The 15,224-nt window shown below is 69.2% G+C and carries 15 protein-coding genes and 1 pseudogene; 9 read left to right on the plus strand and 7 right to left on the minus strand.

Annotated elements, in window-relative coordinates; genetic code table 11:
- Positions 1–68: 68 nt before the first annotated feature.
- Positions 69–467 (minus strand): annotated as a pseudogene (locus tag ABZ924_RS21550) (hypothetical protein).
- Positions 468–878: 411 nt separating this feature from the next.
- Positions 879–1,568 (minus strand): TetR/AcrR family transcriptional regulator, encoded by a 690-nt coding sequence (locus tag ABZ924_RS21555; RefSeq protein ID WP_361912016.1) that lies wholly within the window; start codon positions 1,566–1,568, stop codon positions 879–881.
- A gap of 59 nt (positions 1,569–1,627) precedes the next feature.
- Between ABZ924_RS21555 and ABZ924_RS21560 the strand changes: the two genes are divergently transcribed.
- Positions 1,628–2,380, plus strand: coding sequence for an SDR family NAD(P)-dependent oxidoreductase (locus ABZ924_RS21560; RefSeq protein WP_361912019.1), 753 nt, complete (start codon positions 1,628–1,630; stop codon positions 2,378–2,380).
- A gap of 87 nt (positions 2,381–2,467) precedes the next feature.
- Here the strand turns inward: ABZ924_RS21560 and ABZ924_RS21565 are convergent, their stop codons facing one another.
- Both ABZ924_RS21565 and ABZ924_RS21570 read right to left on the minus strand, forming a co-directional pair.
- On the minus strand, positions 2,468–2,833 hold the full coding sequence (locus tag ABZ924_RS21565; protein ID WP_361912021.1) for a hypothetical protein: 366 nt from the start codon (positions 2,831–2,833) through the stop codon (positions 2,468–2,470).
- Positions 2,834–3,485: 652 nt separating this feature from the next.
- Positions 3,486–3,872 carry a helix-turn-helix domain-containing protein gene (locus tag ABZ924_RS21570; protein ID WP_361912023.1) on the minus strand — a complete coding sequence of 129 codons (387 nt, stop codon included), beginning with the start codon at positions 3,870–3,872 and terminating at the stop codon, positions 3,486–3,488.
- Positions 3,873–3,968: 96 nt separating this feature from the next.
- Between ABZ924_RS21570 and ABZ924_RS21575 the strand changes: the two genes are divergently transcribed.
- On the plus strand, positions 3,969–4,376 hold the full coding sequence (locus tag ABZ924_RS21575; RefSeq protein ID WP_361912026.1) for a RidA family protein: 408 nt from the start codon (positions 3,969–3,971) through the stop codon (positions 4,374–4,376).
- A gap of 405 nt (positions 4,377–4,781) precedes the next feature.
- Here ABZ924_RS21575 and ABZ924_RS21580 read toward each other — a convergent pair whose 3' ends face one another.
- Positions 4,782–5,336: a TetR-like C-terminal domain-containing protein gene (locus ABZ924_RS21580; protein WP_361912029.1), complete on the minus strand. Its 555-nt coding sequence runs from the start codon at positions 5,334–5,336 to the stop codon at positions 4,782–4,784.
- A gap of 573 nt (positions 5,337–5,909) precedes the next feature.
- Here ABZ924_RS21580 and ABZ924_RS21585 point away from each other — a divergent pair.
- The 4 genes from ABZ924_RS21585 (at position 5,910) to ABZ924_RS21600 (ending at position 9,303) form a co-directional block, all read left to right on the plus strand.
- Positions 5,910–6,872: an alpha/beta hydrolase gene (locus tag ABZ924_RS21585; protein ID WP_361912032.1), complete on the plus strand. Its 963-nt coding sequence runs from the start codon at positions 5,910–5,912 to the stop codon at positions 6,870–6,872.
- A gap of 889 nt (positions 6,873–7,761) precedes the next feature.
- Entirely contained in the window at positions 7,762–8,490 is a 729-nt protein-coding gene (locus ABZ924_RS21590) for an NAD(P)H-binding protein (protein ID WP_361912034.1), read from the plus strand.
- Positions 8,491–8,734: 244 nt separating this feature from the next.
- The gene (locus ABZ924_RS21595) at positions 8,735–9,046 is read left to right on the plus strand and encodes a DUF6247 family protein (protein WP_361912037.1); all 312 of its coding nucleotides are present in this window, start codon (positions 8,735–8,737) and stop codon (positions 9,044–9,046) included.
- Between the two features lie 2 nt (positions 9,047–9,048).
- Positions 9,049–9,303, plus strand: coding sequence for a hypothetical protein (locus ABZ924_RS21600; protein ID WP_361912147.1), 255 nt, complete (start codon positions 9,049–9,051; stop codon positions 9,301–9,303).
- A gap of 285 nt (positions 9,304–9,588) precedes the next feature.
- Here ABZ924_RS21600 and ABZ924_RS21605 read toward each other — a convergent pair whose 3' ends face one another.
- Complete coding sequence (locus ABZ924_RS21605) at positions 9,589–10,470, minus strand: MBL fold metallo-hydrolase (protein WP_361912040.1); 882 nt, start codon at positions 10,468–10,470, stop codon at positions 9,589–9,591.
- 442 nt (positions 10,471–10,912) lie between these two features.
- Here ABZ924_RS21605 and ABZ924_RS21610 point away from each other — a divergent pair, with 442 nt between their 5' ends.
- From ABZ924_RS21610 to ABZ924_RS21620, 3 genes are read left to right on the plus strand one after another with little or no spacing between them, the layout of a single operon-like run.
- Positions 10,913–11,140 carry a ferredoxin gene (locus tag ABZ924_RS21610; RefSeq protein WP_361912042.1) on the plus strand — a complete coding sequence of 76 codons (228 nt, stop codon included), beginning with the start codon at positions 10,913–10,915 and terminating at the stop codon, positions 11,138–11,140.
- Positions 11,130–12,524 (plus strand): FAD-dependent oxidoreductase, encoded by a 1,395-nt coding sequence (locus ABZ924_RS21615; RefSeq protein ID WP_361912045.1) that lies wholly within the window; start codon positions 11,130–11,132, stop codon positions 12,522–12,524. The genes ABZ924_RS21610 and ABZ924_RS21615 overlap by 11 nt, the downstream gene beginning before the upstream one ends.
- Positions 12,525–12,563: 39 nt before the next feature.
- Positions 12,564–13,772, plus strand: coding sequence for a cytochrome P450 (locus ABZ924_RS21620; RefSeq protein WP_361912048.1), 1,209 nt, complete (start codon positions 12,564–12,566; stop codon positions 13,770–13,772).
- Between the two features lie 43 nt (positions 13,773–13,815).
- On the opposite strand, the gene ABZ924_RS21625 is transcribed toward ABZ924_RS21620, so the two are convergent.
- Positions 13,816–15,186: an FAD-dependent monooxygenase gene (locus ABZ924_RS21625; protein WP_361912149.1), complete on the minus strand. Its 1,371-nt coding sequence runs from the start codon at positions 15,184–15,186 to the stop codon at positions 13,816–13,818.
- Between the last annotated feature and the right edge of the window lie 38 nt (positions 15,187–15,224).

Below are 15,224 nucleotides of genomic sequence, written 5' to 3' on the forward strand. Positions count from 1 at the left end.
CGCCCGGGCGTGTCGCCCCCCCCCGCGGGGGTGGGGGGGGGCGGGGAGCCCCCCCCCCCACACGGGGTCTACCTGCTTGGGGTGGGCCGGCTGACCTTGAAGCGGGCGATGCCTTCGTTGTCCTCGGCCGGGGTGGTGTCGTACCGCTGGAAGCCGGCCTTCTCCAGGACGCGGACGGAGGCCGGGTTGGACAGTGGCGGCCAGAACAGGCCGATCGAGCCGACGACGAGACCGCTGGCCTGCTCCGTGAATCAGGCGATGGCCGTATGCACCGAACCAGGCGGGGTTGTCGCCGAGGAGGCCTGCGATGACGCGTCGCCTTCGGCAGGGAAGTCGGCGGCCCAGCCGGAAGGCCGGGCGCCGCCTTCGTATTCGATGACGGCGAGGGCCTCGGCCACCGTCCAGCTGCGCAGGACGAGCCGCTCGGTGGTCAGCTCGGTGAGGTCTTCGGAAAGAGAGGAATGCACGTGGGACTCCTGGCCGTGGGAACGACCCGGACCGCGGCGCGTCGCTTCAGCGCGCGGACCGGAAAAGGGCACGGCGAAGAGGGACGCTGAGGGCCATATTCGGCAACGTCCCCGGAACGGAGTCGTGTTCACGCGGGTTCGCGCCGAGGTGACCGTTACAGAACGAACGCCGAGCCCTCCCGGCCGGCGCCCTCGGCACAGCAGTCGGCTGCCTGCATCGGTCCGGAAATCGCATGCGCCCGTCCGACCGGCTCGAGCCCGGAGGCTTGCCGGGGGTATGCCGGGGATGCGTTCGTCGGCGGCCGCACGCGGGAAGGACTGGCGGCTGCCGGACGGTTCGATCACGGGCAACGCCTGCCGGGGGATGCCGATGAGTTCCAGGAGGCGCTCGCCGGCGCCCGTGGGTCAAGGTCACCCTTCGTTGATCGCTGCCTGGACCAGGGCGCGTGCGGCCCAGGTGATGGCCTCCTGCTCGGCCTGTGGGTCCAGGCCGCGGACATCGCGCAGGGCGATCTGTGCCTCCCAGCCGACCACGATGGTCAGGGCGGAGATCAGGCGCGCGAAGGACTCCTCGCTCAGGGTGCTGCGCAGCGGTTCGCAGGCCTGCTCCAGCCATTCGACCCGCCGCTGCGTGCGGCGTGGCGCGTGCGGTGGGGCGGTGTCGCCGCTCGCCGGTGGGTCGACCGTCAGGCGGATCAGCCGGCGCCCCAGGGGGAGGGACTGCGGTGAGTGCGCGAGCAGGGTCCGTATCAGGGCGTCCACCCGGCCCGCGGCGTCGTCGGCGAGCCGGGGATCCGCCAGGGCCTCCGCCACGGGGGGCTCGTTGAGCGCGCCGGCGGTTGCGTCGATCAGCAGCTGGTCCAGAGCCGGGAAGTACATGTAGATCGTGCGGCGTGAGACGTCGGCGGCGGCCGCGATCTCGTCGACGGACGGCGTCGATCCGCCGGCGCTCAGCCGCACCGCCGCGTCGACGATCGCCTTGCGCGTACGGCGGCGCTGCGCTTCGCGTCCGCCGCGGCGGCTCGATTCGGCACTGGTCATCGTGGCCTGGCACTCCTCGTGTCCGGAGATCGCAACGGTCTTGACGGATAGAAAGATCATAAGTATATCTTCGTGCAGTCGTTGCACGGATGTGCAATAACTGCACGGGAGGGTGCCCAATGAACACGGAACTGACCTCGGAACCGACCTCGGTGCTGATCACCGGAGCGAACAAGGGCCTCGGCCTCGAAACCGCGCGGCGTCTCGGCGAACTGAACTGGACGGTCTTCCTCGGCTCCCGCGACGCAGCCCGGGGACAGGCCGCCGCCGACAAGCTGACCGCCGGTGGCGCCAGAGTGATCATGGTGCCGCTGGACGTGACCTCGGACGAATCGGTCGCCGAGGCGGTACGGCTCGTGCGCGAACACACCGACCGCCTGGACGTGCTCGTCAACAACGCCGGTACACCCGGAAAGATCCTCCACCCGGCAGAGGCGACGGCCGACGAGATCCACTCCGTCTACGACACCAACGTCTACGGGCCGGTCCGAGTGACCAAGGCGTTCCTGCCCCTGCTGCAGGCAGCGCAGCAACCGCGAGTGGTCATGGTCTCCAGCGGCGGCGGCTCTTTCGCCGTCGTCACCGACCCCGCCCAGCCCGTCTCACAGATGCACGAACTGGCCTACAGCTCCTCGAAGGCAGCACTGAACATGCTCACCGTCCGCTACGCCCAGGCGTTCCCGGACATCAAGTTCAACGTCGCCACGCCCGGCGAGATCGCCAACCGTAAGTTCGCCGCCACCGACATGAACCACCACACCGGCCAGCTGACGGTGACCGAGGGCACCGACTCGATCGTCCGGCTCGCAACGCTCGGCGCCGACGGCCCGACCGGGATCTTCGTCGACCGTCTCGGCCCCGCGGCCTGGTGACTGCACAGACCGATGACCGCTACCGCCTCGCCGTCGTGGCGCTCTTCGGCAACACGACGCGGGGCAGTCTGCGACGCGCCTGCGTTTTCACGGGCGGCGTGGCGGTGGGCGGTACGCACCGGTGTCGTCCCCGGAGCCGGAGGTCGCCCCGGCGGTCCTCGCCCCCGAGGAGCTGCGCGCAGCGATCGCAGCGACGGCCGCAGCCGTGCTCGACCGGTACCGCGGGACGAGCGCATCCCGGCGGCCCGGGGCGGGTGTCCTCAGCAGCAGTCCGGCGGACACGGTGGCCAGCAGCGCAACGGCGGCGAGGACCGCGAAGCCGTAGTGGGTGTCGCTGCGGTCGGTGACCGCCGCCAACAGGAACGTCACCCCGACCGTGGCGGCCGGCCCGCCGCCGTTCGCGAGCCCGAAAGCCCTGCCCGCCGCGGCCTCGTCGGCCGACGCCGGCAGCATGGTCCGGATGACGCCTGCCGACGATCCGGTGGGCGACTGTGGCCGCCAGGAAGCCGAGGCACCCGAGGGCATCGACAGCGGCCGAACGTATGTGCCCCCAGGTGCAGTTCGCCGATGACGGCGGGGGGCAGCAGCGCATTGAACACCGGAACGACCACGCTGCCCTGTGCGTAGAGCAGGATGAGACGCCGTCCCTTCAGCGGCCGCCCGGCAGCTGCCCGCACCGGTGTCGGCAGTGCGGTGTCGGGGGCTGTCGGCGGCCGGTCAGGGAGCCGCCCGATCGCGACGACGAACAGCGCCGACACGAGGAAGTTACCGGCGTTGAACACCAGCAGCGGAGCGGCGCCCAGCGTCTGGACGCTCAGGCCGCCCACCGTCGCCGACAGCAGCATGCCAGCCAGCGTCCCCATCTCGCGGCGGGCACCGCTCTTGGCGCGGGTCCGTGGCGAGGGACGCGGCATGTCCGGATCGAGTGGCGGAGTGGAGGCCGGCGCGCCCGGGGGTTGCGCGCCGGCCCCCTGGGAGGGCCGACGGACTGGGGGCGGTGTGTCCGGCGGCCGTGGCCTGCAGGCCTCGGCTTTGCGGGGGTCAGCGGCAGAACCTTAGGCCACGTCCCCGTCGTGCGTGTCGGCGGTGGGGGCGATCAGGCTTCTCACGCGGTGTCGAAGCGGCGGCGGGCGGTTTCGATGTCGCCGAGGTAGCGGTGGGTCCAGTCGCACATGCTGTCGACGGTGGCGCGCAGAGCCCGGCCGGGTTCGGTGAGGGCGTACTCGACGCGCGGAGGCACGGTGGGGTGCACCGTCCGCTCGACCAGGCCGTTGCGTTCCAGCAGGCGCAGGTTCTGCGTGAGCATCTTGTGGCTGATGCCTTCGACCTCGTTGCGCAGTTCGGTGAAGCGCAGTGTGCGGTCGCCCACCGCTTCGATGATGAGGAGCGCCCACTTGTTGGCGATGTCCGTGAAGATCTCCCGTGCCAGGGAGTCCGCCCGTGTCACATCCGCCTCGTCCTTGGCCGAGCCTTCGACCTGCTTGGTCACCATGAGGTTCCCCAGTCACCCAGAAGTGCGTTCTTCCATGTCAGCGCTCACTCTCCTACGGTTCCCCAGTAACCACAAGAGAGTGAGAAAGGGAGAAACATGTCCGTCACCCTGCTCAACCCCGAGGGACTGCCCACCGTCGACGCCTACCGGCAGGTCGCGATCGCATCCGGCTCGCGCACGGTCTTCATCGCCGGACAGGTCGCCTGGGACGCCGACGGAGTCACGGTCGGCGAGGGCGACCTGGCAGCTCAAGTCGAGCAGTGCTACCTCAACGTCGCCACCGCCCTGGCCGGTGCCGGAGGGTCGGTCGACGACCTGGCGAAGCTCACCGTCTATGTCGTCGACTGGACGCCCGAGAAGATGCCCCTGCTCATGGAAGGGATTTCCCGGGCGGCAGTGAAGCTGGGTGGGGTACCGATGCCGCCGGCCACGCTGATCGGCGTGGCGGCGCTGGACGTTCCCGAGCACCTGGTCGAGATCGAGGCGACCGCAGTGCTCGACTGAGGTACCCAGAACCCGCAACCGAGCAAGGCAGGCCGGCCGTCCGGCCGTCCAAGGCGAGCGGCGCAGCAGATGGCCGACGACGGACGCCGCCGCCCGTACAGGCTCGGCAGCCGCGGAGCGGAGTACTTCTGACCTCGTCGGCACATCGGCGCGCGCATCTGCTTCCGACCCACGCCCGCGGAGACGACCTGTAATCCGTCGGTGTGGCGAGGCGGCCGGTGCCGGCCCGGGCCAGTCGGGCCCGGGGGCTGCCAAGGTCAACCGGGTGCGGCCAGCCATGGACCGGAGCCCGTTTGAGGCTGTTGAGGTTGGCCATCGCGGCGTCAAAGCTGACGTGAAGTCCTTCGACCTCGCCGAGCCGGCCGTTGGCGGGGGAGCGCCCGGATACCGGCCCCGCTGATTCTGTCACCGAGCGCGTTCGGCTTGGCGAAGGCTGCGGAACACTTCCGCGGTGGTCCATCCGCGCAGCGTCGCGTGAATCGATGAGCGGAATGCGGCCTCGGCCGTGGTGGCGTCGAGGGCCCCGGCCAGTTCGAGAGTCACGAGCCCGTGCAGGGTCGCCCAGATCGACAAGGCGATCGCCGTTGCGTCGCCGGCGAGGACGGACGCCGTCAGGGCGCGGTCGATCGCCGCGAGGAGCGGACGGATCGGGTCACTGGCACCGACCTCTCCCGACGGGTCGAAGGACTGCACACCGCCGAACAGCACCGTGTACAGGTGGCTGTGTCCGCACCCCCAACGACGGTAGGCGACGGCCAGCGCGTAGAGGTCGGCGAGAGGGTCCGCTGCGGTCTGTACCTTCGACAGGTCCTGGAACAGGCCGGCGACTGCTCTGTCGCGCACCGCACCGATCAGCCCGTCCTTGCCACCGAACGGGGAGTACACCGCCGTCGTTGACGCCTCGGCGGCAGCGGCCACGGCGCGGACCGTGACCGACTCTCGCAGACGGGTGGCGAGCATCTCGGTCGCGCACTCCACCAGCCGCTGGGACTCGCCCTCCATCGCCCCGCAATTGGGGCGCTCCCGGACCCCCGCGATGCTGCTGATCGCCGAGTGCTCCTCCCAGGTCCGTCAATGGGCGACCGCCGTGCTTGCCAATGACCCCGCCATCCAGCGCACGCAGTACATGCCCGGAGTCGGACACCACATGTGGAACGGCCTCGACAACAACGACCAGGCCGTCTCCGTCGTCACTGCGTTCCTCCAAGACAAGCCGGCCCCCTGCCGAACTACCCGACCCGCGACGAGATCCCCACCTTCCTGCGCGACCACAATGAAGACGTTGCGGCCCTGCACCGGCGTAGGCCGGCGAACCGGCGAAACCGAGAAGCCGCCTGGGCCCTGCGCGAAGTGCAGCCAGGACGAGACTTAGAGGGCATCCGATCTAGGCAGTAAGTGTTGAGGGGCCGTTGCTGGTGACCACTGCGGTCGGCGCCAAGAGGGTGACACAGCCTCTGCGCTCCCCGGCTCGGAAGGGTTTCTTTGATGAGATAACTGCGTATCTCCGAACAATTCAGTGAAAAGAGGCAACTCGTGGCTGATTACATCCTTGAGCCGGAGGCGCAGACGTTCGCGGACGCGACTGCCAGCCCGCCCTTCCTGTACGAACTGGGTCCGGAGGGCGCCCGCAAGGTGCTCGACGACGTTCAGGCCGCGCCGGTCGCCAAGGTCGAGGTCGGCGAAGACAAGTGGTTCACGGTGCCGGCCGAGGTTGGCGACGTCCGAGTCCGCCTCATCAAGCCGCTAGGAGCGGCAGGCCTCCTGCCCGTCATCCTGTACATCCACGGAGGTGGTTGGGTCCTCGGCAACTCGGGCACCCACGACCGACTCATCCGCGAACTGTGCGATGGCGCCAAGGCCGCGGTCGCCTTCGTCGAGTACGACCGCTCGCCCGAGGCCCGCTACCCCGTGGCGATCGAACAGGCGTACGCGACCGCACAGTGGATCACCAAGAACGGGACGAGCGAAGGCCTCGACGCCAGCCGCATGTCGGTGGCCGGCGACTCGGTCGGAGGGAACATGACGGCCGCCTTGGCGATCATGGCGAAGCGGCGAGGTGACGTGAGCTTCGTGCACCAGTCGATGTACTACCCGGTCACGGACGCCGCCCAGGACACTGCCAGCTATCAGGAGTTCGCCGACGGCCCGTTCCTCACTGCCCGGGCCATGGCGTGGTTCTGGGACTCCTACATCCCCGGTCGCGAGCAGCGCGACGAGATCACGGCCTCGCCGCTGCGGGCCACGCTGGACGACCTTCGCGGCCTGCCCCCGGCCCTCGTGATCGTGGACGAAAACGACGTCCTCCGCGACGAGGGCGAGGCCTACGCTGCCAAGCTCACCCAGGCCGGGGTCCCGACCACGAGTGTCCGCTACAACGGAATCATGCACGACTTCATGATGCTCAACCCGGTCCGCCCCACCAAGGCCGCGACGGCAGCCATCGAACAAGCCATCCACGTCCTGCGAAAGGCACTCGGTACCACGGTGGTGGGCTGAGCAGCACCTCCGACCGGTCGGTGCAGCCGCCGGGTGCTCGCCGCTCCCAAGGCCCTGGTACCCGGGATCACGGTGGTGCTCGCGCGGCGCCGGCTTTCGAGAGTGAGACGGCGAGACGCTGCTGCGGCACTACCCATGCCCGGAGCGGTGGTCTGCGCGGCCAGGGCGAGGGCTCCCTACCCGGCGGCCGGCATTGCCGCGAGGCGAGGACCTGCCCGAGGTGCCGGGCCTGGGCGCGCGCCGGGCCGAAGCCATCGCTGTACGGGCCGAGCGGCGCGGGCGCGGCGTGCCGTTCGGCTATGCGCCCCCGTCCGACTGCGAGGAGTACTCCGCCCGGCTGGAGGCGGGTTCTCCGGCAGAGGTGTTCGACGGGCAGGTGGCGATCCCGGTGGAGACCTCCCGTTGCGGCTGGTGGGCGGGAAGCAGCACTGCACCACGGGCAGGCTCAACGGAGGGATGGTCCCTCCGAGAGCCGAAGCCCCGACGGCGCCCTCGCGCAGACTCCGTCCACGGCCGCGCCGTACGAGCAGCTGGATGTCGAAGTCGTGCACAAAGGCATCGGCCAGGTCCCGCGCCTGGCACGCTCGGGCGTAGACCGCATTCAGCCGGGCATCGAGAGATCTGAGCACCGCCGCCCTGCGCCGCACGGACATGCGTGCTGCCTGGGCGCGAGCATGTTGCGGCGCGGAACATGCCAAGACCGGACGACTGCCGCTGTTCCTTCCCCCATTGCCCCGACAACTCGGCCCAGGCCAGAGGGGCACTGGTGCTCGATCCACCTCGAGCCCGTCAGCCTGCGAACCGCAGGCCTGGCCGGAGCCGTCGGGTGCTTCGGACATGAGCTTCTATATGCCATATTGCGGGCAGTACTCCCTGCGGAAGGTGTGTCATGAAGTGCGCAGTCATCGGCGGTACGGGGCTGATCGGGTCGCAGGTCGTCGAGATCTTGAACGCCTCCGGGCATGAGGCGGTGCCGCACGCGCAGTCCACCGGAGTCGACGTCATCAGCGGCCGGGGACTGGACGAGGCGATGGCGGGGAGCGACGTCACCATCAACCTGACCAACTCCCCGACCTTCGACGAAGCCTCCCTGGCCTTCTTCCAGACCTCGATGGACAACCTTCTGGCCGCGGCCCAAAAGGGCGGCGTGGGCCACTTCGTCATTCTCTCGATCGTCGGCGTGGATCAGGTGCCGGAGTTGGACTACTTCCGGGCCAAGGTGCTCCAGGAGGACATCCTCAAGGCCGGACCGATCCCCTACTCGATCGTCCGAGCGACACAGTTCATGGAGTTCATCGACGCGGTCCTGTCCTGGACTGCCGACGGCGAGACCGTCCGGCTGCCCCCCACGCCGATCCAGCCGATCGCCTCCAAGGATGTTGCCCGCGCCGTGGCGGACGTCGCCGTGGGAACCCCGCTGAGGGGTATGCGCAACATTGCGGGGCCCGAGGTCTTCGCCCTGGACGAGCTCGGCCGGATCACCTTGTCCCACAAGGGCGACAACCGCACCGTCGTCACCGACCCCACTGCCGGCATGTTCTCCGTCGTCAAGGGCGACGTCATCACCGACAAGGACGCCCACCTCGCGCCCACCCACTATGCCGACTGGCTCTCCTGACGGTGCTCGCGTCCTCCCGAGAGGCCAGACGTACACAGCCAGGCCCCTGGGCTCATGAGCCGATCTCCCTTCTACGCCCCACCGCCGTGAACGGGGCGTTCCAGCCGACCGGAGTGCGCCTCGCCGCGGGGGCGGGCGAGCGGCCAGTCCGCCGCTTTCCCGGCCTCGCTCCCTGAAGGAAGGCGGTGATATTGCGAGGGCAAGTCCTCTACCGTGGCGGTAGCACCTGCCGCAGGAGGAGCCGATGAGCGCGCAGCACGAGTACACATCCGCCCCCGCCGTGGCGTACGCGCCCGCGCCCGGTGCGCCGGCTGAACTCCTTGCTCAGCTGCGCGCGGACCGTCGTGCGCAGCACTGGGTGCCGGCATTCGAGAGGGAGTGGGCAGCGGCGTTGGACGAGTCGCGGCGGACCTTCTCCCTGAACACCCTCTACGAGGTGGTGCAGGTCTGGCAGGCACGCCTGGCTTCTGCCCCAGCGGTCGACGCGTTCGTGGCTTCCGGCTTCGACGAGACCGGTTTCGTGGACATGGACGAACTGCGGGGCCGCCGCCGGTGAGCATGCGGCCGTACGCGGTTCGCCTCTCGGCACAGCCCGCGAAGGTCCTTTCCGCGCTCCCCGAGCACGCGGAGGAGATGGTCCGGGACCTGCTCGACGCCGCGGCGGCCGACCCGTGGGGCTTTGGCCAGTGGGACCCGGGCGACCCCGAGGGCGAGGATGTCCGTATCGCGTCCGCGGGCCGGCTGTCCGTCATCTACTTCGTCAACCAGCCGCTGCGGCATCTGTCCGTCCTGGACATCGTCTGGCTCGGCTAACCGAGCCGAGTCAGCGCGCCCACTCCACCCCGAGCCGGGCGAGGGCCGCGAGCTGGGCTTGGTCGAGCCGGTCACGGCGCCGCTCACCGCGATCCCCCTGGGCCAACCGTAGCCGCCGATGGCGATGCAGGGGTTGCTCGGGCGTGGCGCCAGATGCGGCCAGGCCGGTGGGTGAAGTGGTCAGCGCAGGGCGACGGCCGCGCCGGTTCGTACGGTGGCGATGTTTTGACGGCGAAGCCGTGGCTGGTGTGGGCAAGTGGTGCCGGGGTGCACCGGAGTGGTGGGTCACCACTCGACGGCGCGTCCGTCGACGGTCGTTCCGGGGTAGAGGTGTTCGGCAGTCAGAGCCAGGATGGTGGGATTGATGCGGTCAAGGTGGCGCAGCAGCATCAAGTCGGCGAACTCCTTGGCGTGGCGGGCAACGGCGGCCACTTCCTCGGTGTCCTGCAGGTACTTGCGGGTCTCGTCCAGGTGGCGGGGGTCGTCGTCGTTGGCGGGGTTCTTGTGTCCGGCGACGACGGCGCGGGGGTGGAGCGCAGCGATTTTGTCGATGGCGGCGATCCAGTCCGCGCGCCGCTCGGCCAGCGGCCGGGCCTTCTCGCCGCCGGCGAGGTAGGGGTGGACGCCGTTGTAGACGATGTCGCCCGCCACGACGAGGCCGAGGGACGGCACGTGCACGAACGTGGTGTCCGGTCCGTCGCTGTCGCCGGCCTCGACGAACCGGACCTCCTCGCCCTCCAGGAGGAAGGTGTAGTCGTCGATCACCTCGGGCAGCACGATGTCCTTGACGATCTGGCCGGGAAACTGGCCGTTCCAGAACGCCATACGCTTTCCGGCGGTGAACTCAGCCAAGGCCACGGTGCCCTCGGTGGCGATCATCCGCGCGTTGGGGAAGTGCTTGGCGACCTCGGAGAAGCCGAACCAGTGGTCGCCGTGGCCGTGGGTGGCGTACATGGCGACCAGGTTCTTGCCCGAGGCCAGCACCCACTCGGCCACCTGCCGGGACTGCTCCTCCAGGTGCGGGGCGTCGATCAGGATGGCGTCCCGCTTCCCGTGGATGAGGGTCGCCGACATGGGGGACCAGGCCGGTAGCGGCCGGACCGAGGAACCGTCGGGCAGGACTGCCCGGGGAGGAGGGGTGACGAGGACGTCGTATGCGAGAGCCATGATGGTCTGCTTTCTATGCTTTTGACACTTGGTTCCTTTGTTTGCCGGGAACACCCGGAAATATTCCAGCCTGGGGTCGGTGGCCTCGTTGCCGTCGAGGCCGCGGGAGGTCACATGTCGTGTTCACCCGGCGTGTGCCGTGCTGCCGTGTGCCGTGCTGCGCGCGTTTTCCCCCGGCCCTGTGGCATACCGTCCACTGTCAGTGCCGTGCGGGCTCGCGGTCACGGAACCGGCGCCGGCGCCGGTACGGCGGCACGCTGGTGGTTGCGGAGCGTGATCAGCTGTGGCTCGCGCGAGGCCTGGCCTCACAGTGCCGCCCTCGCCTTGCGAGACCTCGGCGAAAGGCCGAAGCTGAACGTGAGGCATGCCTACCGACCAAATGGACCGAGCACAGACGGCCGTGGGGTTCGGCCACCGCGGCCCGTTCAGGGAGCGGATTCCAATGAGGCTTGTCGTCGATCTCAACCGGTGCCAGGGGTTCGCGCAGTGCGTCTTCCTCGCTCCGGACGTCTTCGCCTTGCACGGGGAAGAGGCCCTGCTGTTCTCCCCCCGCTTCGACGAGGCACAGCGTGACCGGGTGGCGAAGGCTGCCGCAGCCTGCCCGGTCCAGGCCATCCTCGTCGACTACTCCGACGAGCCGACGAACCGGGTGGAGCCCCATGTCCGCTGAACGGGACGTCGAGGTCCTCCGGCGCCAGGGCCGCATCGTCGTCGTCGGCGCTTCGCTGGCCGGTCTGCGCGCGGCGGAGACCTTGCGCGAGAAGGGTTTCACCGGATCGCTGACCATGATCGGCGACGAGCCGTACGAACCCTACGACCGGCCGCCGCTGTCCAAGCAGGCGCTGCTCGGACGGGCACGGCCCGAGGACACCGCGCTGCCGAGGCGGCGCGACATCGACGCCGAATGGCGTCTGGGCGTCGCCGCCGAGGCCCTGGACCGGGAGGCCAAGCAGGTGCGCCTGGCGAACGGAGACACCGTCCCCTACGACCGCCTGCTGATCACCACCGGGACCAGAGCGCGCCCCTGGTTCCACCCGGAGGAGGCCGCACTGGACGGAGTGTTCGTGCTGCGTACCCGCGACGACTCCGCCCGCCTGTACCGGAAGCTGACCGGGGGCGTATCCCGGGTGCTGGTGATCGGCGCCGGCTTCACGGGCTCGGAGGTCGCCTCCGCCTGCCGGGAGTCGGGACTCGAGGTCACGGTCGCCGAACGCGGCCCGGCACCGCTGGTGGGTGCGCTCGGCGGAGTGATCGGCGCCGTCGCGGACCGGCTGCAGCGCAAGCACGGAGTCGACCTGCGCTGCGGCGTCAGCGTCACCGCCCTGGCGGGCGACGACATGGGACGACTCCGGCGCGCCCATCTGTCCGACGGTTCGGCGATCGACGTGGACGTGGCGGTCGTCTCGCTCGGTGCCATGCGGAACACGGAATGGCTGGCCGGTTCGGGGGTGGCCGCGGGCCCGCGGGGCATCGCGTGCGACGCCGGATGCCGGGTGTTCGACGTCAACGGCATCGTCACCGACGACATCTACGCCGCCGGGGACGTCGCCCGCAGCCCCCACCCGCTGTTCGACTACCAGTTCCTGGCGCTGGAGCACTGGGGCAACGCGGTCGAACAGGCCGAGATCGCCGCCCACAACATGATCTGTGCAGGCCCGGAGCGCCGTCCCCACCTGTGGCTGCCGATGTTCTGGTCCACCCAGTTCGGTGTCAACATCAAGTCGGTGGGTGTCCCCTCGATGGGCGACCAGCTGGTCATCGCCCAGGGGGCGCTCGAGGAGGACCGGTTCGTTGCCGTGTACGGGTACCGCGGCCGCGTCATCGCCGCGGCGTCCTTCGACGGAGCCAAGTGGCTGGGGTTCTACGAACAGCAGATCGCGTCCGGCGCCCCCTTCCCGCCCGACTACCGCACGGTCGACCGCCGGACCGAGACGTTGCAGCCGATCGACCCGGACTTCCCCGACCCCCATCTGTCCACCCACGGGCCCACCGTCACACTGACGGGCCACTCACCGAGCGAGCGGCGCGTCACGTTCGTTCCGTCGCATGCCTGATCACCGGCCTCGCAACGCCCGGAGCCCTCAGGAGTCACCATGACGTCCGGCAGCATCCTCGCGCAGATCACCGACTACGCCAACCGGGCCGATCCGTACCCGCTCTACGCGGAACTGCGCAAGCAACCGGTCAGGCGGGAGGAGGACGGCTCCTACCTGGTCAGCACCTACTACGAGGTACGGAGTCTGGCCAACGACCCGCGGCTGAGCAACGACACGAGCAACCGTCCGCCCGGATACGCCCGCCCCGGGCAAGAAGCGGCGGAGTCGGGCTTGCCGCCCAGCTTCATCTTCACGGACCCGCCCGTGCACGACCGGCTGCGCGAGACCATCAACCGGCCTTTCGGTCCCCCTCACAGCCCCGAATTCCTCGACGGGCTGCGCGGAGACCTGGCCAAGACCGTCACCGAGCTGCTCGACGCCTTCGAAGGCAAGGACCAGGTCGACATCGTCGAGGACTTCTCCTACCCCCTTCCCGTCACCGCCATCTGCAAGGTCCTGGGCGTGCCGCGCGAGGACGAACCGCGTTTCCACTCCTGGGCCGACGCCCTGGCGTCGTCCATCGATCCCCACTCCGGCGACGACGGCGGCCCGGAGAAGGCACAGCGGGCACGCCTGGAGATGGGCGCCTACCTGACCGATCTGATCGAGACCAAACGCCGCCACCCCGGCCCCGGGATCCTCAGCGCCCTCGCCCCCACCATGACCCCGGCTGACCTGGAAGCCACCGCGGTGCTGCTCTTGGTCGCCGGCCACGAGACCACCGTCAACGCGATCACCAACACGACCCTCACCCTGCTGCGCCACCCCGACGTCCTCGATCGGTTCCAGAAGGACCCGGACCTGGCCGTCCCGCTCATCGAGGAAGTGCTGAGGTACGAGCCCCCGGTCCAGTTCGTCCCGTGGATCACCGCCCTGGCCGACATCGACGTCGCCGGCACCACGATCCCCAAGGGCTCGCCCGTGTGGCTCATGCTGGCCGCCGCCAACCGCGACCCCCAACGCTTCGAGGACCCTGACCGGTTCGATCCCGACCGCAAGGACAACGAGCACCTGGGCTTCTACACCGGCATCCACTACTGCTTCGGCGCCCCGCTCGCCCGCATGGAACTCCAACTGGCCGTCCCCGAACTCTTCCGCCGGGTCACGTTCTCCCGCCTGCTGGAGGACCCGCCGCCGTACCGCGCCAACGCGGTGCTGCGCGGCCCACGCCACCTTCCCGTGGCAATCGAGGGCCTGACAGCCTGAGCGCCCTCGAGCTCGGTGGAGGTGCAGTAGCTCGTGGTTCAGGTCACTTCGCCGTCGTCTCCGGTGTTCGTGAAGTCGGCTGGTGGAGCATCTGGCGGAGGATGCGGGGGTGGACGAGCTTGAGGGGGGAATCCACGAAAGACAGTGACCTGAGTACCGCGGATGCCGTTTTCGGGTCATTTTCAGCGGCGGCCATGAGGCGGCGAAAAGAGGAGCCGAGAAGTCGAGCGCTGAATCCGTCCCGTATGAGGCTGTAGTCGCCTATCTTGGACAGCCACCAAGCTGGATAGGTTGCGTCGTGTGCCGAGGAGAAGAAGCGCCGAGCCAATGGCTTGGCGCCTTCCTCGGCAAGGCATTCGCCGAGCAAGATGGCTTCGCGGGCGGCCAGAGAAATACCTGCGCCGTAAACGGGGTTGACCGAACAGAGAGCATCCCCGATGGTCAGCAACCCGTCAGGGAAGCGCTTCAACCGGTCGTAGCGGCGTCTGACCCCGCAAGGGAAGCGGTACACCGCGATAGGATCCAGCGGTTCGGCGCGCCGCAGCTCTTTCATGACATCGGGAGGGGCGATCGTCGCGGCGAAATCGAGGAATTCTTCGTCGTCCACAGGAGTCCGGTGGCTACCGTAACTGTGGAGGGACATGACCCAGCTGCCGTTCTCCTGCGCCGCGAAGACCATCCCGCATGGCTGTGACGATGTGGCGCCGATCATGATGGCCCGGTCGGCGCCGAGCGCATCCGGCGGGAGGGCGAAATGCCGACTGGCGTAGGTGACGTTGATCCGCGTGCGCTCCTCGGGGGCTCTTTGATAGCCCATCTCCTCCAGCCAGGCTCCGCTTCGCGCACCGCGGCCCATTGCATCGACCACGAGGTCTGCCTCCAAAACCTCACCACCGGCTTCTCCGCCGCGTGGATGCAGGTCTACTCCACGTACGGCGGCTTCTCCCCGGGTGCCTTCAGTGACCAACCCTGCGACCTCGACCTCGTCGCGAAGGGACAGGGACGCCAGCTGCAGAGTGCGCTCGCGGAGCTGGGCTTCCAGGAACGGCCGTGATGCCATGATCCCGTCCACTCCTGCGAACCTCTGGGGCAACGTGTGACCGTGGTAGGTGATGCGGCTCTGACTGCCGAGCTCGGCGCTCACGGCACCGCCGTTCAGACACTGCTCGATCAGTCCGGGAAGCAGCTGCTCCATCTGTTGCGCCGCGTGTGTCAGGACGGCGTGGATGTGCGGACTCTGCGGGACCCCCCTTCTGCCACCACCGTCTGCGCCCCTCCCCTTGATCTGGTCGCGTTCCACCAGCGTCACTCGGGCGAAATGACGGGTGAGGACGGCGGCGGTGCACAGCCCCGCAATACCCGCGCCCAGTACGACGGCGTGGTCACGGACAGCAGGGACGTCAGCGCGACGCATCGAGACGACCTCCAACGGTCGACGGGAGCCGGCCTTCC

Source organism: Streptomyces sp. NPDC046876, assembly GCF_040645035.1.
Lineage (GTDB): Bacteria > Actinomycetota > Actinomycetes > Streptomycetales > Streptomycetaceae > Streptomyces.